The 22,996-nt window shown below is 51.4% G+C and carries 23 protein-coding genes; 17 read left to right on the forward strand and 6 right to left on the reverse strand.

Features of this window, described 5'->3' with window-relative positions:
• Positions 1-117 precede the first annotated feature (117 nt).
• From H70357_RS01460 to H70357_RS01490, 7 genes are all read left to right on the forward strand, one after another.
• Positions 118-1,731, forward strand: coding sequence for an ABC transporter substrate-binding protein (locus H70357_RS01460; protein WP_038584934.1), 1,614 nt, complete (start codon positions 118-120; stop codon positions 1,729-1,731).
• Between the two features lie 84 nt (positions 1,732-1,815).
• A complete protein-coding gene (locus H70357_RS01465) occupies positions 1,816-2,766 on the forward strand; it encodes an ABC transporter permease (protein ID WP_038584936.1) in 951 nt (316 codons plus the stop codon).
• Positions 2,767-2,770: 4 nt separating this feature from the next.
• Entirely contained in the window at positions 2,771-3,616 is an 846-nt protein-coding gene (locus H70357_RS01470) for an ABC transporter permease (RefSeq protein ID WP_038584939.1), read from the forward strand.
• Positions 3,617-3,631: 15 nt separating this feature from the next.
• Positions 3,632-4,645: an ABC transporter ATP-binding protein gene (locus H70357_RS01475; protein WP_038584941.1), complete on the forward strand. Its 1,014-nt coding sequence runs from the start codon at positions 3,632-3,634 to the stop codon at positions 4,643-4,645.
• On the forward strand, positions 4,642-5,559 hold the full coding sequence (locus tag H70357_RS01480; RefSeq protein ID WP_038584944.1) for an ABC transporter ATP-binding protein: 918 nt from the start codon (positions 4,642-4,644) through the stop codon (positions 5,557-5,559). Before H70357_RS01475 ends, H70357_RS01480 begins: the two co-directional genes overlap by 4 nt.
• A 73-nt stretch (positions 5,560-5,632) precedes the next feature.
• On the forward strand, positions 5,633-6,070 hold the full coding sequence (locus H70357_RS01485; protein WP_038584947.1) for a hypothetical protein: 438 nt from the start codon (positions 5,633-5,635) through the stop codon (positions 6,068-6,070).
• A gap of 175 nt (positions 6,071-6,245) precedes the next feature.
• Positions 6,246-7,082, forward strand: coding sequence for an MBL fold metallo-hydrolase (locus tag H70357_RS01490; protein WP_038584950.1), 837 nt, complete (start codon positions 6,246-6,248; stop codon positions 7,080-7,082).
• 42 nt (positions 7,083-7,124) lie between these two features.
• Here the strand turns inward: H70357_RS01490 and H70357_RS01495 are convergent, their stop codons facing one another.
• Positions 7,125-7,964: an SDR family oxidoreductase gene (locus H70357_RS01495; RefSeq protein WP_038584953.1), complete on the reverse strand. Its 840-nt coding sequence runs from the start codon at positions 7,962-7,964 to the stop codon at positions 7,125-7,127.
• 205 nt (positions 7,965-8,169) lie between these two features.
• Here H70357_RS01495 and H70357_RS01500 point away from each other — a divergent pair, with 205 nt between their 5' ends.
• Positions 8,170-9,210: an AI-2E family transporter gene (locus tag H70357_RS01500; RefSeq protein ID WP_038584955.1), complete on the forward strand. Its 1,041-nt coding sequence runs from the start codon at positions 8,170-8,172 to the stop codon at positions 9,208-9,210.
• Between the two features lie 197 nt (positions 9,211-9,407).
• Here H70357_RS01500 and H70357_RS01505 read toward each other — a convergent pair whose 3' ends face one another.
• Positions 9,408-9,845, reverse strand: a complete 438-nt coding sequence (locus H70357_RS01505) for a hypothetical protein (protein WP_231578361.1) — start codon at positions 9,843-9,845, stop codon at positions 9,408-9,410.
• A 293-nt stretch (positions 9,846-10,138) separates the two neighbouring features.
• On the opposite strand from H70357_RS01505, the gene H70357_RS01510 reads away from it, so the two are divergent.
• The 8 genes from H70357_RS01510 to H70357_RS01545 all read left to right on the forward strand — a co-directional run bounded on the left by H70357_RS01510 (position 10,139) and on the right by H70357_RS01545 (position 18,548).
• Positions 10,139-10,834 carry a response regulator transcription factor gene (locus tag H70357_RS01510; RefSeq protein WP_038584958.1) on the forward strand — a complete coding sequence of 232 codons (696 nt, stop codon included), beginning with the start codon at positions 10,139-10,141 and terminating at the stop codon, positions 10,832-10,834.
• The gene (locus H70357_RS01515; RefSeq protein WP_038584961.1) at positions 10,831-12,300 is read left to right on the forward strand and encodes a sensor histidine kinase; all 1,470 of its coding nucleotides are present in this window, start codon (positions 10,831-10,833) and stop codon (positions 12,298-12,300) included. Before H70357_RS01510 ends, H70357_RS01515 begins: the two co-directional genes overlap by 4 nt.
• 85 nt (positions 12,301-12,385) lie before the next feature.
• A complete protein-coding gene (locus tag H70357_RS01520) occupies positions 12,386-13,507 on the forward strand; it encodes a TolB family protein (protein ID WP_038584964.1) in 1,122 nt (373 codons plus the stop codon).
• A gap of 232 nt (positions 13,508-13,739) precedes the next feature.
• Positions 13,740-14,285: a MarR family winged helix-turn-helix transcriptional regulator gene (locus tag H70357_RS01525; RefSeq protein ID WP_038584966.1), complete on the forward strand. Its 546-nt coding sequence runs from the start codon at positions 13,740-13,742 to the stop codon at positions 14,283-14,285.
• A gap of 87 nt (positions 14,286-14,372) precedes the next feature.
• Positions 14,373-15,827: an aryl-sulfate sulfotransferase gene (locus H70357_RS01530; RefSeq protein ID WP_038584968.1), complete on the forward strand. Its 1,455-nt coding sequence runs from the start codon at positions 14,373-14,375 to the stop codon at positions 15,825-15,827.
• A gap of 30 nt (positions 15,828-15,857) precedes the next feature.
• Positions 15,858-16,886, forward strand: coding sequence for an ABC transporter substrate-binding protein (locus tag H70357_RS01535; protein ID WP_038584971.1), 1,029 nt, complete (start codon positions 15,858-15,860; stop codon positions 16,884-16,886).
• A gap of 90 nt (positions 16,887-16,976) precedes the next feature.
• Complete coding sequence (locus tag H70357_RS01540; RefSeq protein ID WP_038584974.1) at positions 16,977-17,753, forward strand: ABC transporter ATP-binding protein; 777 nt, start codon at positions 16,977-16,979, stop codon at positions 17,751-17,753.
• Between the two features lie 18 nt (positions 17,754-17,771).
• A complete protein-coding gene (locus H70357_RS01545) occupies positions 17,772-18,548 on the forward strand; it encodes an ABC transporter permease (protein WP_038598357.1) in 777 nt (258 codons plus the stop codon).
• Between the two features lie 87 nt (positions 18,549-18,635).
• Here the strand turns inward: H70357_RS01545 and H70357_RS01550 are convergent, their stop codons facing one another.
• The gene (locus H70357_RS01550) at positions 18,636-19,007 is read right to left on the reverse strand and encodes a hypothetical protein (protein WP_038584977.1); all 372 of its coding nucleotides are present in this window, start codon (positions 19,005-19,007) and stop codon (positions 18,636-18,638) included.
• 174 nt (positions 19,008-19,181) lie between these two features.
• Here H70357_RS01550 and H70357_RS01555 point away from each other — a divergent pair, with 174 nt between their 5' ends.
• Positions 19,182-19,418, forward strand: a complete 237-nt coding sequence (locus tag H70357_RS01555; RefSeq protein ID WP_038584980.1) for a DUF6953 family protein — start codon at positions 19,182-19,184, stop codon at positions 19,416-19,418.
• 133 nt (positions 19,419-19,551) lie between these two features.
• Here the strand turns inward: H70357_RS01555 and H70357_RS01560 are convergent, their stop codons facing one another.
• From H70357_RS01560 to H70357_RS01570, 3 genes are read right to left on the reverse strand one after another with little or no spacing between them, the layout of a single operon-like run.
• Positions 19,552-20,634, reverse strand: a complete 1,083-nt coding sequence (locus tag H70357_RS01560; RefSeq protein WP_038584983.1) for a mannose-1-phosphate guanylyltransferase — start codon at positions 20,632-20,634, stop codon at positions 19,552-19,554.
• Complete coding sequence (locus tag H70357_RS01565; protein ID WP_052091752.1) at positions 20,627-21,733, reverse strand: glycosyl transferase; 1,107 nt, start codon at positions 21,731-21,733, stop codon at positions 20,627-20,629. Before H70357_RS01565 ends, H70357_RS01560 begins: the two co-directional genes overlap by 8 nt.
• Entirely contained in the window at positions 21,733-22,917 is a 1,185-nt protein-coding gene (locus H70357_RS01570) for a glycosyltransferase family 4 protein (RefSeq protein WP_038584986.1), read from the reverse strand. Before H70357_RS01570 ends, H70357_RS01565 begins: the two co-directional genes overlap by 1 nt.
• Positions 22,918-22,996 lie beyond the last annotated feature (79 nt).

Below are 22,996 nucleotides of genomic sequence, written 5' to 3' on the forward strand. Positions count from 1 at the left end.
GCGATTCCCTCGAACTCCCATTATTGTGAATTTGCATCCATTGTAATCCCGAGTATTCCGATATATAATTCTTATCAGAAGTAGTGAAGTTGCTCATAGACATGGAGGAGAAACATAATGCGTAGAGGATTATCAGGGGTTATTGTTCTAATATTGTTAACGGTTATGATCAGTGCGTGCTCCGGGGGGAATAACGCAGCATCAACAAATGCAAGCCAGTCACCGGACGCCTCGCAGCAGCCTGCGGCAGGTGAACCCAAAGACGGCGGGAACTTGATTATCGGGGTGGCTTCCGATCCGGTAGTGCTTAATCCGAACTATGCAGGTGACCGGGTCAGCCTGACGATTGACCAGGCGCTGTATGCCCCGTTGTTCCAGGTTAATAACGGAGAGAAAACATTTTATCTGGCGGACAGCCTTACGCCTTCGGCCGATAATCTTACTTATACACTGAAGCTGAAAAGCGGACTCACCTGGCATGACGGAGAGAAGCTGACAGCGGACGACGTAGTGTTTACGATTGACAGCATTTTGGATGAGGCACAGAATAGCTTCCTCAGAGCCAGCTTTGTCATCGGCGACAAGCCGGTCAAAGCGGTGAAAGTGGATGATGTGACTGTAGAATTCCAGCTGCCGCAAGTCAGCCCGGCTTTCGAAGCTGCGCTGGTGCAGGTATTCCCGATTCCAAAGCATATCTTTGAGAACGAAACTGATCTGGAGAAAAGCACCAAAAATGCCTCTCCTGTAGGTTCGGGCCCATTCAAGTTCAAAGAATATAAAGCCGGTGAGTATCTTACACTGGAAAGATTCGATAACTACTTCGGCGGCAAGCCGCACCTGGATTCTGTAACTTACCGGATTGCCAAGGATACCAACGCTGCCAACCTTGCCCTGCAGAATGGCGAGATCAACGTGCAGTACCTGGATCCAAAGGATGTAGCGACTATCCAGGCTACAAATAATTTTCAGATCCTGCCTTACAGTGAAGGCCGCCTGGCTTATCTGATGTTCAACGCCAACAGCGACACAGGTGTTCTGGCTAAAAAAGAAGTACGTCAAGCTTTGTCCCTGGCGCTCAGCCGTGATGAACTGATTCAAACGGCATACACTTCCAGTGAATATGCCGATCCGGCGAAGTCATTCCTGACTCCGGACGCGCTATACTTCACCAATGACGTGACTACGTATGACAATGATGTCGCCAAAGCAAAGGAACTGCTGAAAGCGGCTGGGGTCAGCAACCTCAAGCTGAGATATATTGTGCAAAGCGGAAACAAAACACAGGAAGCCATCTCCCTGTATGTACAGCAGAAGCTTAAAGCGGTCGGCGTAGAGGTTGAACTGCAGAATATGGATTCCTCAGCCTGGGTGCAGAAGTTTATTGACCTGAAGGCTAAGGACTACGAGCTGGCATTGACCGGATATATCATGGGATATGATCCCGATGCTTACCGCATCCTGTTCACTTCGGGCGCTTCCTCCAACTATTCGCATTATGCGAATCCAGAGGTTGACCAGTTGCTGAAGGATGGAGCCGGCGAGGCTGATACAGCCAAACGCGGCGAGATCTACAAGAAAGCACAGCAAATTGTTGCTGAAGATGCACCGATCTACCCAATCGCTTATACTAAAACTGTCGTAGCCGTGTCCAACACCTATGGCGGAATTGAAGAAGCTGTTCTGAAGCCTGTCGTTATTTTCGAAGATTTGTCCAAAATCTATTTGAAATAAAGCGCAGCGAAAAATAAGTACGGCAAAAAATAAGCTGGACATCCAGCTTATTTTTTGCTGATCAAGAGCTGGGAGAATATGCGTATGAGACAACTCATTCTTCGTAGACTGCTGCAAACGATCCCGATGTTGTTTTTCGTGTCGGTTGTCTGCTTTACGATGATCAAGCTGGCTCCGGGAGATCCGGTGCTGTCCTTTGTAACACCGAATATGCATGCCGATGATATCGAGCGCATCCGCCATAACCTGGGGCTGGATAAGCCGGCGTATATTCAATATTTTATCTGGATCAAAGAAATCGCCCAGGGCGACTTCGGGTATTCCCTGGTCAACCATCAGCCGGTATTGGATCAAATACTGGACCGTTTGCCGGCGACAGCCGGACTCATGGGCAGTGCGATCCTGCTTGCGGTACTGCTGGCGATTCCCCTTGGCCTGATTGCCGGTGCGAACCGCAACCGCTGGGCCGACAAGCTGATTAATTTTATCTCCTACATCGGGATTTCGGTGCCATTATTCTGGCTGGCCATTTTGCTAATGTACTTATTTGCCATTAAACTGCATCTGCTGCCGAGTATGGGGATGCGTACGATTGGCGTGGAATCGGCAGTTGATGTGCTGAAGCACGGGATTTTGCCTTGCTCTGTTCTGGCTTTTGGTTTTCTCGCCACATACGTGCGCTACATCCGCTCCAGCACCATCGGACAGCTTAAAGAGGAATATGTGCAGATTCAGTATGCTTTTGGCTCGAAGAAGTCGACGATACTGTTTCGTCATGTTATGAAGCATGTACTGCTGCCTGTAATTACGCTGCTCGGCATGTCCATGGGCGATCTGGTGGCAGGGGCGATCGTGACGGAGACGGTATTTTCCTGGCCGGGCATCGGGTCGCTGGGAATGACGGCAGTCAAGGGAATGGATTACCCGGTCATTATGGGGATCACGCTATTCTCTTCCCTGATGCTGATTATCGGCAATCTGGTGGCAGATATTCTCTATAGCTTCGTTGATCCGAGAATTAAATTAAAGGGGTGACCTCATGAATCGCAGTAAATGGAAAAATCTAAAATCAGAGCTGTTTACGAACGGTCTGGGTGTCGCCGCTCTCGTAATATTGATTGTATTTACCCTTGGAGCCATTTTCGCCTTCCTGTCCGGCTATGATCCCAATGCAATGGATGCGATGGCGAGACTAACTCCGCCGGGGGCCGCCCATTGGTTTGGAACGGATGACTATGGACGGGATTATCTGGCCAGAGCGTTGTACGGCGGCCGCGTGTCCCTGCTGGTTGGCTTCGCCTCGATGGTTGTGGCAACCGTCATTGGGGTAACAGTGGGCGTAATCAGCGGCTATTTCGGCGGCTGGCTGGATAATCTCCTGATGCGTATGCTGGACGTTATCATGTCGATTCCTTCCTTCCTGATTCTGCTGCTGCTCAGCGTGTTTCTGAAACCAAGCGTCAGCAACATTATCATCATTATTGCGCTCCTGATGTGGATGAATGTAGCCCGGGTTATCCGTGCGGAGGCGATGACGATCAAGGAACGCGAATATGTGCTGTACGCCAAGGCGTCGGGACAAAGCGCCACAGGCATTATCTGGCGGCATATTCTTCCCGGTCTGGTGCCGGTCATTATTGTAGGGGCAACGAACAACATTGCTTCGGCCATTATGATGGAATCCTCGCTTAGCTTTCTCGGCTTCGGCGTACAGCCGCCGAATGCCACCTGGGGCAGCATGCTGAACAGCGCGCAGGGCTATATTGCCCAGGCGCCTTACTTGGCGCTGTTTCCCGGGCTGATGATTTTGTTAACCGTACTGAGCTTTAATGTGCTGGGTGATATTTTGCGGGTTGGCTTTGAACCGAAGCTGATCCGGAGATAGGAGAGTGAAGACATCATGACGCAGAGGCTGCTGTCTGTTGAGGATTTGCAAGTATCGTTCTCTACCCGCGATGGGGAGAATCAGGCGGTCCGGGGAGTCAGCTTTCATATAGATGCCGGTGAAACTGTGGGAATCGTCGGGGAATCCGGGAGTGGTAAAAGTGTCACGGCCAAGGCGATTATGTCCCTGATTACGCCTCCGGGCCGCATCACCGCCGGAAATATTGAGTTCCGCGGCGAGAGTTTGAACGGGCTCTCGGAGAAGCAGTGGCGCAAGCTGCGCGGCAACCGGATCGCCATGGTCTTTCAGGACCCGATGACCTCGCTGAATCCGGTTAAGCGAATCGGGCAGCAATTAACGGAAGTCATCCGCAGACACCGCGGATTGAATAAAGAAGCGGCTTATGCCGAAGCGGCGGACATGCTGCGCCAAGTGGGCATCCGTGATCCGGAGCAGCGGCTGAAGCAGTATCCGCATGAGTTCAGCGGAGGAATGCGGCAGCGGGTGATGATCGCCATGGCGCTCTCCTGCCAGCCGGAGCTGCTGATTGCCGACGAGCCGACAACCGCGCTGGATGCAACGATCCAGGCGCAGATTCTTGACCTGTTTAAAGAGCTGAAGGGAAGATCGGAGACCGCTGTCGCGCTAATCACCCATGATCTCGGTGTGGTGGCGCAGGTCTGCACCCGGGTTATCGTGATGTACGGCGGGCTTATTATGGAGGAGGGGACGGTTCAGGATATCTTCTACCGCCCCCAGCATCCCTATACCCAAGGCCTGCTGCGCTCGATTCCGAAACGTGGCGGCGGCTCGCGCGAGCGGCTTATTCCGATTGAAGGCACGCCGCCGGATCTGCTGGATCCGCCGCCGGGCTGCCCGTTCATGGAACGCTGCCCGCATGCCTTTGCCCGCTGCAGCGAGCGGCCTCCGGTAACCGAGCTGTCTCCGGGCCACCGCTCAATGTGCTGGCTGGCTGAAGGCGCGCCGGAAGCTGCTGCAGTTCGTGCGGAAGGAGGGGAAGCCCTGTGAGTAAAAACGATGTGCTGGTGGATGTGAACAATCTCAAGAAGCATTTCTCCAAAGGCAAAGATATGCGCGGACGCGACACCGCCGTGCTGAAAGCAGTCGACGGCGTCAGCTTCCAAATCCGCCGGGGGGAAACCTTCGGATTGGTCGGAGAATCGGGCAGCGGAAAGTCGACAGTAGGACGCTGCCTGCTCCGGCTATACGATTATACAGGCGGCGAGGTGTCATTTGACGGCCAGTCGCTCGGCTCTCTTAGCGAGAAGCAGCTGAAGCCTTTCCGCAGACGGATTCAGTCGATCTTTCAGGATCCGTATTCCTCGCTGAATCCCAGTCTGAATGTGCTGGAGCTGATCAGCGAGCCGATGAAAATCCATGGCGTGCACCAGGGTGAAGAACGCAAAGAAGCGGTGGCTTCGCTGCTGGAGAAGGTAGGACTCAAGAGAGAGCATCTGTACCGCTTCCCTCATGAGTTCAGCGGCGGCCAGCGCCAGCGGATATCCATCGCCAGAGCGCTTTCCGTGCGGCCTGAATTTGTCGTCTGTGACGAGCCGATTTCGGCGCTCGACGTCTCCGTCCAAGCTCAAGTCGTCAATATGCTGGAGGATTTACAGTCCGAATTCGGACTGACGTATCTCTTCATCGCCCATGATCTGTCGATGGTCCGGCATATTTCCGACCGGATCGGCGTCATGTACGGCGGACGCCTTGTCGAGGTTGCGGAGAGCGATGAGCTGTACGACAACCCAATTCATCCGTATACCAAAGCGTTGCTGTCTTCCATTCTGGAGACAGACCCAATGAAGGTGAATCAGAGAATTCATCTCGACGGCTTCTCTGTCTCGCGCGGCGAGGGCGAAGCCGTCAAGCTGCAGGAAGTGAGCCCAGGCCACTTTGTGGCCTACGACTTCGCGGAATAAAGGCCAGCTGTGCTATGATTTGAAATAAGGATAGGCTGAGTTAATGGTGTTATTACTGGAGGGAGGTCATACAATGACAGAAACATCGGGCAAAGTTAAATTATCGCAATGGGATGCGCTGCTGCTGGAATCGCTGCGGTCCTTGGGGTGGGAGAGCGGGCAGCTGCTCGGAATAACCTCCGGGGGAGAACTGCCGGTGGACGAAAGTGAATTCCATTTTGACTATCAGCAATTGGCAGCATTCGCTGCGGAGCAGCCGGAGGAGTACCGCCGCGCGGTAACGGATGGCTACCAGATCAAGTACAATACCATTCGTGGAATCCGCAGCTGGATTGCCGTAGCCCTCGGCAAAGAGGCGCAGCTTGAGCTGGAGGAAGGCAAGGAAGCGGTGGAATTGGCTCTGACGGACGCTGAGAAAAGCCGTCTGGAAGCGGTGCTCTCCTTCGGATGGCATATTATTTCAGGACAGGCTGAGGCGGGAGTATACCGGATTGAGCCGATCCAGCGGTAAACGGGGTACAAGGCATTCATAAAGTTCTATCGACATCAGAGAAGATTGTGCCTGGCGCTGCCGGGGCAATCTTTTTTTATTGAAATATAAGTATTTATATGTGAACTTATAAGGTAGACATAAGAATTTTGCTGGTGTGAAATAGAAACGTTGATCCGGGCTAGGAGGGGAATCGGTGTTAAAATCGAAAAGCGCAGGGGTTACACTATTTCAGAGTGATCTCTATGAGACCAATTCGCTTGTAGTGGAGACTGTAGAATGTGTGCTGGTGGTGGATCCATGCTGGCTGCCGCGTGAAGTGGAGGAAATCCGGCTGTATGTAGAGAATATCCTTGCCGGCAGACGGCTGCTGCTGTTATTCACGCACTCTGATTATGATCATATTATCGGGTATGGGGCTTTCAAGGAGGCCGAAGTTATCGCCAGCAGAGCATTTGCCGGCAAAAGCGAAGAAGAGCGGAAGGCGATTATCGAGGATCTCCGGACCTTTGATGACAATTACTATCTGAGAAGGCCTTACGAGACAAATTATCCGGCAGTGGATCATATCATAGAACAGGATGGGCAAAGGCTAGTATTCGGAGATATGGTGCTGACCGGCTATGTTGCGCCGGGGCATACGGATGATGGACTGTTTACCTTGGTTGAACCGCTCGGACTGTTCATTGCCGGAGACTATTTGTCGGACGTGGAGTTCCCCTATATTTATGACAACAGCCGTTCCTACGAGCAGACGCTGGGCAAACTGGAACTGATCCTTGCCAATCATGCCATCACGCTGCTGGTTCCCGGACATGGAGAAGTGGCCGACAGTCTGCCCGAAATCTCGCGGCGCAAAGCCGCAGGTCTCGCTTATATTGATAATCTGCGGACAGCTATAGCTGAAGGCAAGCAGGAAGACATCGAACGCCTGATCGACGGCTGTGCGTTCCCGCGTAATATGGCCAAATTCCACCGGAGCAACAGGGAGCTGATAGAGAAGGAGCTGGCCGAAACTGCCGGTGAGACTTGAAGACCGGAAACGCAGTTTAGAGCCAGCTCCTCTTTCAAGCCGTTATAGATTAAGCTGGATCTTGCGGGTGTTGAGCACACCTTCGAGTCCGGTAGGGTCTGTGCTTATCTTGCGGGAGACGAAGGCCTCCGCCTGTTCCGAGGTGCGGATCCGCAGCGGCTTAGTTTCCATATGCACCAGGTCCCACATGACGTCCGCTACAGAAGCAGCGGTCTGCGGCACCACGTTCCGCTGCAGGAATGTCGCGGTATAGGCATCAAGAACCGGCTTATATTCGTCCTCCAGAATTCCTCCAGTGTCGGCTACATGACCGAGCACGGTCTTGTTGAATTCAGTGGCGATGGCTCCCGGCTCAAGCAGCGTGACATCAATATTGAACTGCGGCTTGTAGTAGGTAGCCAGACTTTCCAGCAAGCCCTCCACCGCGAACTTGCTGGCGCAGTAGATCTCGTTCATCGGCTGGCCAACCAGTCCGCCGACGCTTGAAGTGGCTACAATGTGTCCATATCCGGTGCGGCGCAGCAGCGGCAGCGCGGCCCGAATCGTATGCATGACGCCATATACGTTAGTGTCGAACACCTTTTGAATGTCCTCCAGCGGTGCTTGTCCAAGCGCCCGGAGATAGCCAAAGCCCGCATTGGCAAACAACACATCAAGTTGGCCCTGCTCCTGATCAATCCGCTCGATCACAGCCTGAACCGATTCCGGCTTCGTAACCTCCAGCTCTACAAAATGAAGATTGCTCTCTCCACGGTACTGTTCCTGATCACGTGCGGGGTTTCGTGTACCAGCGTAGACGATCCAGCCTTCACGCGCGAACTTCAAGGCCGAGGCCAGGCCAATTCCGGATGAGGCTCCGGTAATACAGATGATTTTTCCCATAAGATAAAGACCTCCAGTGGCAGAAATAATTCTGCATATTTAGCGATTATTTTCCACATTATAGCATAATATAGGCTCGGCTCTGATAAGTTGACATAAAGTTTGTATTTCCGCGTATTTTAGGGGCCCTCCAAGTTGCTATAAGTGATTTCATTACTGTAGACTATAAATAAAAGTCCTAATTGCAAGCGAATGGAGAGGAACAATGGAAGTATTCAAGCGTTACTACGCGAATTTAACAGCCCGGCGGTTTTTGATTCTGGCGCTGATCGCACTGTTGCTGTACAGTATTCGAGACATGCTGAATTTGGTGCTGCTGACGTTTTTGATTGCTTATGTAATGAACAGCTTTCAGGTATTGCTGACCAAGCGGACCAGTAGATTTGTTAAGGTGAACAGTAAGGTTATTATTATCATCTTATATCTTGCTTTAATCAGCATGATCGTGATGGCCCTCGTCAAATATCTGCCCAAGGTTTTTGAGCAAATTAAGCAATTAACCAATTTTCTCAGCACCTTAACCTCTGAAGATATTCCGCAGAATGAGATTATGCAGTATTTATTCAACATGCTGAAGGATTTGAACTATGAGTCCTATATGAAGAGCGGCATTGATTATGTGCTCAAGATCAGCAATTGGGGCACAACCTTCGTATTGTCAACCATTCTGAGCTTTGTTTTCATCCTGGAGAAGAACCGGATTGTCAGTTTTACCTCCCGCCTGAGAGAGAGCAAGATTTCCTGGTTCTATGTGGAGCTGGAGTATTTCGGAAAAAAATTCATCTCCTCCTTCGGCAAAGTCATTGAAGCCCAAATTTTGATAGCATTGTTCAATACTTTCTTCACGGTCATCGGGCTGTGGATTCTTGGCTTCCCGTACCTCTTCGCGCTGTCGATCATGATCTTCATGCTCAGCCTGATCCCGGTTGTCGGCTTTGTCATCTCCCTGATTCCGCTCTGCATTATCGGCTATAGCATCGGCGGGCTGGAAATGACGATCTATGTGCTGGCGATGATTGCAGTACTGCATTTTGTCGAAGGCTATTTCCTCAACCCGAAGCTGATGTCTTCCAAAATGAACCTGCCGATGTTCTACACCTTTATCGTGCTGCTGTTCTCCGAGCATTATATCGGCGTATGGGGACTTATTCTCGGCATTCCGATCTTCGTCTTCTTCCTGGATATTCTGGATATTACCCGGGAGAAGCAGGTACCTCTGGATATTGAAGCGAAAAAGATTCAATAACCTGTCAGATTCCTTAGCGGCATAATAAAAAGTGGCATTCCTACTTAACGAAAGTTGGAATGCCACTTTTTCTTTGTTCAAATATAATGAATTTATATGCTGCACGCTATAAATTATCCTTCTATTTCTCGCTGAAACGGATACCGTCCTTTTGAGGACGGCATCCGTTTCCACTTGCGATTGTTATGTAGTTCCCGTTAATCGAATGAGGTAAGAACACTTTGAGCCACAAGCTCGCTGAGTTCGGCTTTCTGAGCGGTATATTGCTCCGAAGTAATGCTTCCGCTTGCCAGTCTGGCATCAAGCTGCTGGGTTAACTGGGCAACCTGCAGGTGAATAACACTGTCAATATTCCCGCCGTTCTCTACAGCGATATCATGTAAGGACTTCCCGTCATAGAGTGCCTCGTACAACTCCTCGTCAGAGGATTGATTCAGTGCCTCCAGTAATTCATCCTTGTCTGCCACATTGGTAGAAGTGGACCATTTTGCTACCGGAGCGGCTGCTGCTGCTACTGCTGCAGGCTTGCCCCAGGTGGTTCCTCCAAAGGACATGGCCACAATCATTGTTCCGACAATCATCACCCGTTTAATGTTCATGCGTTTAATGTTCATGTTCATATGTTTTATATTCATCAGTGTCATCCTCACTTTAAGTGTAATGTTATATCAATCAAGGGGCGTAGGTTACGGCAATTAGGACTTTAGCTTAAGCTTATTGTAAACGGTGAAGCTGAGGCTAAGCTTAAGTCTGGTTTAAGATAACCTAAAAATTGGGCTCCTGACGAATACTACGTTTAAATTGGCAAGCGGGTTCGTTTTTTTGGAAGCAGGCAAGGATTTTGGTCAAACAGGCGAACAAAGGTATACTACAAATAGAACAATTGGCCAAGAAATAATTAAACCGGAAGCGGGAAGGTGAACCGAAGATGGCTAAAAAAGTGCTTGTTGTCGATGACGAGCCGGGCATTGTAAGTGCGATTGCCTATGCGCTCCGCCGTGAAGGTTACGAGGTGGACACCGCCGCTGACGGCGAAGAGGCGCTTGGCAAGGTATTGACCTTCCGGCCGAATGCCATGGTGTTGGATGTGATGATGCCGAAGCTGAGCGGATACGATGTATGCCGCAGGCTGGAGAACCGGAAGGACATCGGGATTATTCTGTTGACCGTCAAAAATGATATCGTTGATAAAATCGTCGGCCTGGAGCTGGGCGCGGATGATTATATGACCAAGCCGTTCGAAATCCGTGAGCTGCTGGCCCGTGTCAAGGCACTCTTGCGCAGGCTGGACAAACAAGGCGGGGAGGCACCGGCCGAGATTATCGAATATGGGGCGCTGCACGTGTACCCCGGAAGGCGCAGTGCCGAGCTCGACGGGCAGCAGCTTGAGCTGACACCGAAGGAATTTGATCTGCTGCTCCTCCTGCTCTCCCACCCGCAACGTGTCTATATGCGCGAAGAGCTGCTGGAACAGGTGTGGGAAATGGATTATGCCGGAGGCACACGTACGGTGGACATCCACATCCAGCGGCTGCGCAAAAAGCTGGGTGAGCCGTACCAGAATGTGCTGCAAACCGTCTATGGGGTCGGCTATAAAGCCATTTCTGCCGGGAGTTACCCATGAGGATCAGCATCAAGCTGAAATTCAGCCTGTTCCTGGCCGTACTGCTCATTCTGGCTGTAAGTGTGCTGAGCTATTTTGTGCTGCAGGGTGTAGCCAGGAATCAGCAGCTACAGGCTGAAGACTACCTGGACCAGCATGTCAAAACAGTGAATCTGCGGGTGAAGCAGACGTATTATACGGGTGCCCGTCTCGAACCGCAGGCATTCATGCAGCAGCGGGGCAGATCGCTGGCTGTGGAGCTGGCCGGGTTCACCGGCCTGGAAGTTACACTTTACGATGCGGCGGGGCAGGTCGTTGGCAGCTCGGTCCAAGGAGAGACTGCCCCGGAAGGGCAGGATGTCTCCGGTGCGCTGGCCTATGCGTTGCAGAATAAAATTGCCTACCAGAACGCAGCGGATGATAAGCTGCTTTATCTGGCTCCTGTGCAAGGACCGGAGAAGCAGATGGGAGTTGTGCAGCTGCAGTATTCGCTGAAGAGCGCCCAAAGCTTTCAGCAAACCTTACAGAACCTGTTTCTGACGATCGGTGCGGCCGTGCTGGTGCTCAGCTTCATCGTCGGCTATCTATATTTCAACCGCGCCGCTGCGGTGATCGGGCGGCTTAAGAAGGCGGCAGAGTCGATCCGCCGCGCCGAATATATCTCTGCTCCACCGGTAAAGCGGAAGGATGAGCTGGGCGAGCTGGCTGAAGGCATTTACTTTATGAGCCGCGAGATTGAGAGCAGTATTGCCGCAAAGGATGAGGAGCAGCGCAAGCTGCAGCTGGCCGTCACCAAGCTGCAGGCGCTGGAGCAGCAGCAGAAGCAGTATATCGGCAATATCAGCCATGAATTCAAGACGCCGCTGACCTCTATAAAAGCTTATGTAGACCTGCTGAATATGTATGACGATGATCCCAAGCTGTTGTTTGATGCCAAGCTCAATATTGCCAAAGAGACTGGGCGGCTGTATGAGATGGTTGAGAAGGTACTGCAGCTGACGGCGCTGGAGAAATACGATTTCGAGTCACAGGCTGAACTGCTGGAGGTGGCTGAGGGCCTGGAGGATATTTGCGGACGCATGAACGGCAAGGCGGAGCGCTACGGGATTACGATTATGCTGGATGCCGAGCCCGCCCATATCTGGATTGATAAGGAGAGCTTTATGCATATCTTTATCAATCTGCTCGACAATGCGATCAAATATAATGTTCCTCAAGGGAGCGTTCATCTTCATAGCGAGGTCCGGGACCAGCGGGTATGGATCACCATCAAGGATTCCGGTATTGGGATTCCTCCCGAGGCCCGCGACAAGATTTTTGAACCCTTCTTCACGGTCAACCGTGACCGTTCCAGAGCCTCAGGCGGGACTGGACTGGGCCTATCCTTGGTGCGCAATCTGGTGGAGAAGCAGAACGGAACCATTACCCTGCTGGAGACAGAAGGGGAAGGCACGGCATTTGAACTGTCTTTTCCGAGGGTCTCTTAATTTACAATTTGGAAACATCCGGAGGCGCTTTGGAAACACTCTTCCGGTATGCTTGGAGCAACTTAAGCTTGTAGGGGGAACGATCATGGCTGCAAAGATAGGCGGAAAGCCGGGCAAGGCGGCGCTGTTTCTGTTGTGCACGGCAGTACTGTTGTGCACGGCGGCTTGCAATACGGGAGAAACGGAGTCCCGGCAGGTCATAGAGAAATCCGGCCAGAAGATCACCGTTCTGGACAATACCAGCGAATCGGTCTACACGAAGCTGGAGCTGGAGGGCATTGACAAGGTGGAGAATGTCCGTGGAATGGATTTTGTCAGTGAAGACAGCCTTGTTGTGGATAAGGAGAATCGTCAGCTGCCTCCACAGACGGTTGAGGGCCAGAAACGTTATCCGCATAATCTCTATCTGCACAACCTATCCACGGAAGAGGAGACTCCGCTCCTGGTAGGGGAGAAGAATTACGGCTCGGCCCTGCTGTCTCCCGACAAGAAGCATCTTCTCTACAAAGAGTTGGAGGATTTCACCGGCTTTGGCTACATTATGAATCTGGAGACCGGAGTATCCGTACAGGTGGACGATACGCAGTTCAGGAGCGAAGAGGGGAAATGGATCGACAACGGGCAGGTTCTTTTTCCCGATATGGAAGGCAATATCCTAAGAGTCGATCTAAAAGGTGATCAAGAAATTGTGGTTAAACCCGGTGCGGCGTATGTTCATGAGGTGGTGCAGTCGGGAAACCTGATCTATTACGTCACAGGTGAAGAGGCGGAGTTGAACGCTTACAATACCGAAACGAAGCAATCCAAGCTGCTGAAGAAAAGTGTCATGTGGGTCATTCCTTCACCGGACGGGAGCAGGCTGGCTATTGTAAAACGGACCAAGCCGGGAGAGATGGTCCTGGTTCTCTGCGACACGGAGGGCAATGAGCAGTCAACACTAGCTTCGGCGCAGCAAATATTCGGAACCAGCTGGTCCCCGGACGGGAGCAAGCTGGCTTATGCACTAACTGCCGGAAACGCTGCTTCGGGTCAGGACGGTTTATTTATCACCGAAGTGGAAACGGGCGAACAAACACCGGTTCTGGCTGACATTGAAGTGGCCGACCAGCTGCGCTGGAGCCCTTCCGGCAAGAAGCTGCTCGCTTCTTCCGGCATTTTGAAGGATAATGCTTACCAGTTCATAACTTATGTGATCCGGTTAACTTAAGATGAAGATACGGGGCATCCTGCGGGATGCTTTTTATTTTTTCTAAATACACACTTGACAGGTTGGTTTAAGGGGGTTTATGATTACTGCAATAATTCACCAGTCATTAAATGAACAGTGAAATAATTACCTGAGCCGATTGGACCGCCAAAGGCTCCCGCATGATCTCCCTATGGGGGGAGTGTGCCGGGAGTCTTTTTTTGTTGGCTGATGGAAGGGAAGTAGGGAGAGCATGACGGAAGAACAATGGGAGCAGCTGGAAGAGGCGGATTATCTGTTCCGCAAAATGGTGCGCAGGTTTGTGAAGGAGCGTGACCGTGTAAGTGTTGCGGGGATTACCTTGCCGGGTATGCTGATTCTGCACAAAATCATCCGCGAGGGTGAGCAGCGGCTTGGCGATCTGGCCGGGCAGCTCGATTTCACCTCCGGTGCGATTACTGCACTAAGCGATAAGCTGGAGGCCGGCGGGTATACAGTGCGCAGGCGCAAGGAAGATGACCGCAGAACCGTATTACTCGATATTACAGCCAAGGGCAGGGAAGTGGCCGAGCGCAACAGCAACATCGGGGCCCGATGTATCACGCTTCTGTTCGAGGGCTTCACGGAGGAGGAGCTTGAGCTGCAGAGCCGCTTTTATGAACGGATCATCAGCAATCTGGAGGGGTTCTCGGATACGCTGCTGGAGCTGGCGCAGCAGAATGCCGAGCCCCCCGTTCCTGCCAGCCCTGAACAGAAGCCGCCGAGAACCGCGACAGAGAGCAAATATCTTAGTTACTGAGAAAATAATCTCTATGCTTCCGAAGCGAGTTTTGTTCGAAGCCGATTCAGGAAGCCAATACACACAAAACTTTAAGGAGAGATGATTATGGGACATTCAACAGTTTATCCAACAGGAGCAACAGTGTACAATCCGGCCAAGGCGTGGAGCGGCTATACGGTATTTCAGGCGGGTGAAGAAGGTGTAGTGCTGATCGACATGAACGGCAAAGAGGTTCATCTGTGGCAGGGGCTGCTCGGCTTTCCGGCCAAAATCCTCCCCGGCGGTTATGTACTAGGCAGCACGGGCCGGAGAGATCCGAAGTTTGGCATTCAGGATAATGTGGATCTGGTGCAGGTCGATTGGGATGGCAATATCGTCTGGAAGTACAACAGCTATGAGCATATTGAAGATCCCGGCTATGAGCCGCTGTGGTATGCCCGTCAGCACCACGATTACCAGCGGGAAGGTAATCCGGTCGGCTATTACGCTCCGGGGCTTGAGCCTAAGGTAAGCAGCGGCAAGACATTAATTCTCGCCCATAAGAACCTGCACAACGAAATCATCTCCAACAAAGAGCTGCTGGATGACACCATTCTTGAAGTGGACTGGGAAGGCAAAATTATTTGGGAGTGGAAGGCCAGCGATCACTTTGCTGAACTGGGCTTTGACGAAGCGGCCCGTAATGTCCTGTTCCGCGACCCTAACACACGTTCCTTCGGTAATCTCGGCGGCGGCGTAGGCGACTGGCTGCATATCAACTCTGCATCGTACGTGGGGCTGAACAAGTTCTATGATAATGGAGACGAACGGTTTCACCCGGATAACGTCATCTGGGATGCCCGGGAAGCGAACATCATCGCGATTACGGACAGGAAAACAGGTGCTATTGTCTGGCGGCTCGGACCGGACTATTCTCTCCCTGAAGTGAAGCATATCGGATGGATTATTGGCCAGCATCACGCTCACATTATTCCAAAAGGGCTGCCGGGTGAAGGCAATCTGCTCGTATTCGACAACGGCGGCTGGGGCGGTTACGGTCTGCCGAATCCGGCATCACCTTTCGGGCAGAAGAATGCGGTGCGCGACCACTCCCGTATCCTGGAGATTGATCCCGTAACGTTAGAGGTCGTATGGCAATACACTTCGGCAGAGGCCGGATTCTCAGTTCCGACGGACTCCTATAAATTTTACAGTCCTTATATCAGCTCGGCCCAGCGGCTAGCCAATGGGAACACGTTGATTACAGAAGGATCGAACGGCAGATTGTTTGAGGTTACTCCGGAGTATGAGCTGGTCTGGGAGTATGTCTCGCCATTTACCGACCGCCGAAACACGAATATGGTCTACCGCTCCTACCGGGTGCCGTATGCATGGGTGCCGCAATTGGAGAAGCCGAAGGAAATTGCGATTGAACCCATAGATGTGACCACCTTCAGAGTGCCTGGTGCAGCGCCGAAGGGCTCGGATTCTGTAGTAAGTGTAGCGACAACCCTGCCGTTTGTAGAAGGAGCTGCTTGTGTGGCTACCGCTGATGAGAGCGCTGTTCAGAGAGCGAGATAGATTAATTCCAAAATGAAGAGGTGTGTTTACTTGAAAAAATCCTGGTATGGTTCTGCTTTTCTGCTCTTATCCTTATCTTTCGTAATTTTTATGTCAGGCTGCAGTTCCAAGGGGGATGCCGCCGCGTCTGAGGGATCATCCGGCAGCAAGGAGAAGACCGTGAAAATCAAGATTGCCGACACGAATTCCAATCCGACCTTCCGTGTAGCTCTAAATAAAGGTTTCTTCAAAAATCATGGAATCGACGCGGAAATTGTCAACTTTGGCACCCCCGCAGAGGGTGTGAATGCTCTTTTCATCAAGCAGGTGGATGTATCCTACGGCGCTGATTTCCCGCTGCTGAACGCTGTTTCCAAAGGCGAATATTCGATCATTGCTTCTGCCGGTCTGGCTACCGATCAGGCTGCGGCGGCGTGGAAGCTGTACGTGAGGGATGAGATCCAGAGTGCCGCCGATCTGAAAGGCAAGAATCTTAGCTTCCTGCGCGGAACCTTCCTACCGTATCTGTGGGATGAATACCTGCAGGAGCAGGGCATCGCGTTAAGTGATGTGAAGCTTACCGGGCAGGGGGCTTTTGACGAAGCCTTTATTGCCCTGAAGCAAGGAGATATTGATGCCGCCTGGGTCATCGGTTCAGCATTGGAAGATAAGCTGAATGCCTTAGAAGGTGTGCATCAGTTAACTGACATGTCCAAAACTCCAGTGCGGCTGGGTACAGGAATTGTGGCCGGCAATGAGCTTCTGAAGGCAAAGCCGGATGTGATCGGAGGATTCCTGGCGGCTGTTGCTGAAGCGTCAGCCTATGCCCAGGAGCATCCAGATGAAGTGGCGGATCTCATGTACGAGGAAGTGAAGCAGCCGAGAGAAAATACGCTGAAGGATCTGCCTGTTAACCCATGGGAGGTTGGCTTTACACAGGCTGCCTATGACAGCTTGGCAGGCCAGAAGAAATACATGGTCGAGACGGGTATCATCGCACAGGACTTTGACCTGGACAGCAAGCTGAATCTGGAGCCGCTGAAGAAGGCTTTGCCGGATACAGTAACCTACGGCAAATAACATGCTCTTATGAAGCGGGTTCCGAAGCCAGTTCTGACCAAGGCTGACCGAGGAGCCCTATGCTATACAAAACTTTTAGGAGGTGTCCATATGGCCTTAACTGCCAAGCAGAATGCCATTCATATCGAGCAGCTTCGCAAAAGCTACAGCGAGCCTGCAGCCGGAAACGTCCATTACATTATCAAAGATGTGAATCTGGTCATTAAAGGCGGGGAGTTTTTTGTTCTGCTCGGACCGAGCGGCTGCGGGAAATCGACGCTGCTGAATATGATTGCCGGGTTTGTCTCCAAATCCGGAGGAAACCTCAGAGTGGATAATGTTGAAGTGGATAGACCTGGCCGGGACCGCGCAGTTGTATTCCAGCAGGCAGACTCCTCCTTGTTCCCGTGGCTGACGGTGCGGGAGAATGTGGAATTTGGGCTGCGGATGAAAAAGACACCGAAGCCGGAGCGGCGCACAATTTCGGACCGCTATATCGGGCTTGTCGGATTGAAGGGTCATGAGGAGAAGTATCCCAAAGAGCTCTCGGGCGGGATGAAGCAGCGGGTGCAACTGGCACGTGTGCTTGCGAACGATCCTGCCATCCTGCTGATGGATGAGCCGTTCGGTGCGCTGGATGCAATGACCCGGCGGACGATGCAGAAGGAACTGGTCAATATTTGGCGTGAGACGCACAAGACCATTATTTTCGTCACCCATGATATTCAGGAGGCGCTGCTGCTCGGTGAACGGATCGGCATTATGTCCGTAGGTCCATCCTCCAATATTACGGATATTTACGACAACACGCTCTCCTATCCGCGAGATGTGGCATCACCGGAGTTCTACTCGCTGTACAACCAAATTCAAGGCCATTTCGAAGAATAGGATAGGGTGTGAAGCATGATGAAATGGATAGAGAAAAAATGGGTCTCCGTCACTTTGCTGTGGTTGGCCGCACTGGCGATCTGGCAATTGGGTGCAGTGCTCTATGGACCTGATGTGATCCCCGGACCGTGGGCTACACTTAAAGGCGGGCGGGAGCTGATTAGTGACGGTACCTTGATGAAATATATCGGCATCAGCTTCTACCGGGTGCTGGTCGGCTGGGTGCTGGGCAGTCTGATTGCCATCCCTGTAGGACTTGTAATCGGCAAAGTCCATGTAATCCGTATTTTTGCGGAGCCGTTTCTGAATTTTATCCGTTTTATTCCGCCGATCGCCTTCATTACGCTGTTTCTAGTCTGGTTCGGCATCGGAGAGCAATCGAAGATCGCGCTGATCATGTACGCGACATTTTTTATTGTGGTGTTGAATACGCTGACCGGGGTGGTGTCTGTGGAAGAGGATAAAATCCGTTCGGCACGCAGCATGGGCGCAAGTGAATGGCAAATCCTGCTGCATGTTATCGTTCCGGCTACGACTCCGTATATTTTTACCGGCGTGCGTCTGGCGATGGGAACCTCCTACATGGCGATTATCGGCGCTGAAATGATCGCTTCGAACGAAGGCGTAGGCTATCTGATCTGGAATTCGCGGCTGTTTTTCCGCACGGACTGGATTTTTGTTGGGCTGTTCTGCCTTGGGTTTATGGGATTTTTCACCGACCGGTTGTTCAACTGGTTCGGGCGTAAGGTGCTGTATCGCTACGGTGTGGTCAGCGTGGCAGTGCGGAAGCGGTAGCTATTTCCTTCATATTGAATCGTCAAACAACCGCCCGGTTCTCCGGGCGGTTGTTTGATCTTCTATAGTAATGACGAATAGGCGGGGTTACGGGCGGTCAGCCGTTCTTTGGCTCCATATGGAATGGGCCGACAGGACAATAAATGAAGCATAAAGGCTGAGCAGGAACCACTCATGAAAATGATAGGCAGGCAGTGCAGTCAATAAAAGCCCCGCAGCATTAAAGACAATAAGCCGTACGGCCAATAACTTACAGAGCTTGGTCAGGATGAAGTTCAGTACACTCACGATCAGATTATATAAATATATAAACAGAAAAATACCGAGGAAATTAAACCCCCAGGAGAACCCCAGCGGGGACTCATCGTTAACTGTCGCTACTATACCTGCAAAAACCGCACTGATTCCAAGGGAGAGATATACCGTATTCAGAAATAACTCTTTGTACGCTTTATTCATTTTCAGTTCCTCCGGAAGATCGGAATCTTACTTTCAGTAAATACTGACGCAGTGAAGTGATATAAGTTTCATCTGGACACTTACACCCGATCCGGACGTTTCCAGGATTCGGCGCTGTTTATGCTATAATGGGGGAACATTGAAATAGAGGATGATCGAAAGGGGCAACACCTGATGGAAGTTACTGCGCAAGAGGTTGCGGAGTGGATGGTCAAGGAGATCCAATTTACCGGAACCTTGTACCAGACTGCTGCGATTGAATATGTGAAGGCGAATTTCGGCGAGCAATTTGTATTTGTAAACGAGAACGGAAATGCTTCGCTGTCCAAGGACGTGAAGAAGGCTTTCCGCAAGCTGCATGCCGGAAGGATTGCCTGGGACCGCGACGGCTTCCTGTGGGCATGGACCTAATTGCGGGAACCACGAACATATATAAATGAATTCGTGAAAAAGTGACCGTTGCTATTAGAGCAACGGTCACTTTTTTTGAAATAAATTATCTAAATAAGCCGGGAGCCACAGCCATTCTTACATTTTGCGGAATTTAGATATATGAAGTCATGCCCTTTTCCTTGAGCAGATCGACGATGTCCTTGACGGATTGAGCTTTGTCCTTGGGGCAGATGAGGACCGCATCCCCGGTATCGGCAATGATAAATCCGTCTACACCTATCGTGGTGATCAGCCGCCCGTTTCCGTAAATGATCGAATTGCGGGTATCAATGCCTATATGGTTGGCTTTAATAATGTTGCCGGACTCATCCGGAGGGAAGATAGCGCCGAGCGCATCCCAACTGCCGATATCATTCCATCCGAATTGGCCGGACAGGACTACCACCTCGTCAGAACGCTCCAGGATTCCGTAATCAATCGAAATATTTTGAAGCAGGGGATAAATGCGGTTAATCGTCTCCGCTTCCTGATCTGTGCCAAGCGCCTCGCTGATCGGCAGCATGGTGTTGTACAGCCGGGGCAGGTAACGCTTGAAATTATCAAGGATTACGGATGTCTTCCAGATGAAAATCCCGCTGTTCCATAAATAATTGCCTGACGCGAGATAACCCTGGGCTTTCTGGAAGTTCGGCTTCTCCACAAATTCAGCCACATCATAGACCGCTACCGGACTTGCTGAGATGGGGTCTTTGTCATAAGCGATGTAACCATAACCTGTAGAAGGAAAGGTAGGCTTGATGCCGATCGTGACAATCCGGTCACTTTCCATGGCTACCGTACAGGCCTCATCCAGCGTAAGCCGGAACTGCGGTTCATCAGTGATATAGTGATCGGAGGGCAGGACGACCATCAAGGAATCCTCTTGGGCCATATGCTGTATAGAGAACGCAGCGAACAGGATACTGGCGGAGGTATTGCGGGCCACAGGTTCAATCAGAATATTGCTCTTCTGCACGCTGCTGTGCATAATGCTCTCCAGCAGCACGGCCTGGGTGCGGTTTGTCACGATGACGGTGTTCTCCTGGGGAATAATGCCCTTGAAGCGTTCAATCGTATCGTTGAGCATGATGTCATTGCCGCTGATATTGAGCAGCTGTTTGGGAATTTCCTGTCTGGACAGCGGCCAGAACCGGGTGCCCCCTCCGCCCGCAAGGATGGTCGCGTATTTATCCATGATGGGTCACCAGATGGGCAATGGAGAAGGAAATGATGCTTTCCGACCCTTGATTCAGATTCAGTCCGCTGCTGTGGATACCGTCATAACAAGCCCCGGATTGAGGATCAATCAGCGGCAGATTTAAGGAATTATGCCCTGTGTACCATGCGTAGCATAAGTCAGCCTGCTGCAGATAAGACGGGTCCTGAAGCACGGACGCAGCCTCCCGGCAGGTCAGCAGCATTTCGCAGGCTTCAATTGGCTGCTCGTCGTAGAGAGCCGGCTCCCCGCCGCGCAGCAGCCAGCCGTGGCTGCCGATGGGCTTGTAATAGCCCTCCCGGGCAAAAGTCCGTGAAGCAAGGAAATCAAGGCTTTCTTTGGCTGTATGCTTAAGCGCAGCATTTCCGGAAAGCTTGAAAGCCCTCAGCAGCGCCCAGGGAAGCATGGAATTTCCGTACGTAAGGCTGTCTTCGTACCAGTTCCAGCCGTCTCCCTTGGTGCGGTTATACTGATTATGCAGCCGGACAGCGATGCGCTCAATCAGGCCGGTGATGAAGTCTTTGGACAGAAATGCCTTTTCCTCTGCCGTACTTGGCGTATGGGGATAGGGAAAGGAGTAGGTTAACGCGCCGGGCGTTTTGATCAGATAACTGAGGCCTACGACGGCATAAGCTACGGCACGGGGCGAACCAAGCTTTTCTATATGCGGCAGCGCCTGATTGATCAGATAACGGCAGGTATTCAGCAGGTTGTCGGGCAGAATCGACGAGTAGGAGAGTGCGAAGCCAAGCGCCCAAAGCGTACGCCCCTGGCAATCCTCGGAGCCGTTGTCCTCGAGAAATGAACGGCTATAATCCATGAAGTTCCGGAAGTTGCCCTGCTCATTTTGTGCGTGATGTATGAAGGAGAGATACGTGTGAATCAGGTCTAGCGAGACGGTATCCTGATCCTTTTTATACAACAGAACGGCTGCAATTAAAGCACGGGCGTTGTCATCGGTCGTATAGCCCTTCGAACGGTCGGGGACGCCAAACTTGGTATGCTGGAAAATCCCCGTATCATCGGTTATTCTGCGCATGTAATCCGCCTTGAACGTTACAGCAACGGAGGTTTGCATCAAATCACACTCCGGTCTGCCAGGCTCGCTTGCGAAATTTTCTCCTGGAAAATCGCAGCGTAGGATTTAGCGACTTCATTCCACATCATCGTTTGTCCCAGCTCATGGGTCCGTTTCTCCATGGCCTCCACTTTGGCCGGATCATCCAGCAGTTCGAGGATGCAGTCTTCCAGCGAAGCTGAATCACGGAATTTTGCCAGCAGGCCTCTGCCTTCGGCAAGCATTTCTTCGGCATAACGGTAAGGGGTGGAAACAATTACTCTTCCATAACCAACGCCATAGGCAAGTGTGCCGCTTACGGCTTGATCCTTGCCGAGATAGGGGGTCAAGTAGATGTCGGACATCACCAGCGACTCAATAACTTCTTCCTGGGTCAACAGCTTATCGACAAAGAGCACATTATCGGACAGACCGAATTCGCTGACGAGGTCTGTCAGTTTTTGCCGGTACACTTCACCCGTTTCCAGCTTGACCACCGGATGGGTTTTGCCCCAGATGATATATAGCGCATCCGGGTGCTGCTTCACCACTCCGCGCATGGCCTGAATAGCATATTCAATCCCCTTGCCGGGACTTAAAAAGCCGAAGGTAGAGAGGATTTTGCGTTCTCCGAAACCATACTGTACTTTAAGCTCCGCTCTAGGGGCTGTTTTTACATAAGGTACACCGTGATGGATACAGGCGATCTTCGAATCCTCGATATTATAGATGGAGGTCAGATCGTGCAGGGTGGATTGGGCCATCGTTACTACCTTGACACTTCCCTTTGCAATCCGGCTGATAATAAGGTGCTGCTTGGCTGTAGGTTCTCTTAATACGGTATGAAAAATAGCTACATACGGCAATTCGAGCCTTTCGATCAATGACAGCAGATATTCTCCGCTTTCCCCGCCGTAGATGCCGAATTCATGCTGGATAACGAGCAAATGGGCGTCTGATTTGTTAAGCTCATCGGCGGCCTCTATATAGTCAGACAACTTATCTTGGTTAATTTCCCTCATGACCTGGTCGCTGTACTGGTAAGTTTCATTGTTGTTCATGGCGATAACCTGAGGCGTATTGAAGCCCGGCAGCCCGGTAAATTGATCTAATAAATCCTGGGTAAACGTAGCAATTCCGCATTCTCTAGGCAGGCTTGTAGATAGAAAAACAATGTTTCGGTTGTTGTTGTCATGATTCAACATAGAGAGCCTCCTAAGAATTTTTATGAAAAAAAAAGAAAATAAGGAGTTCTTATTTTCTAAAGGGAAGTGGTATAAAATT

The organism is Paenibacillus sp. FSL H7-0357 (genome assembly GCF_000758525.1).
Lineage (GTDB): Bacteria > Bacillota > Bacilli > Paenibacillales > Paenibacillaceae > Paenibacillus_AQ.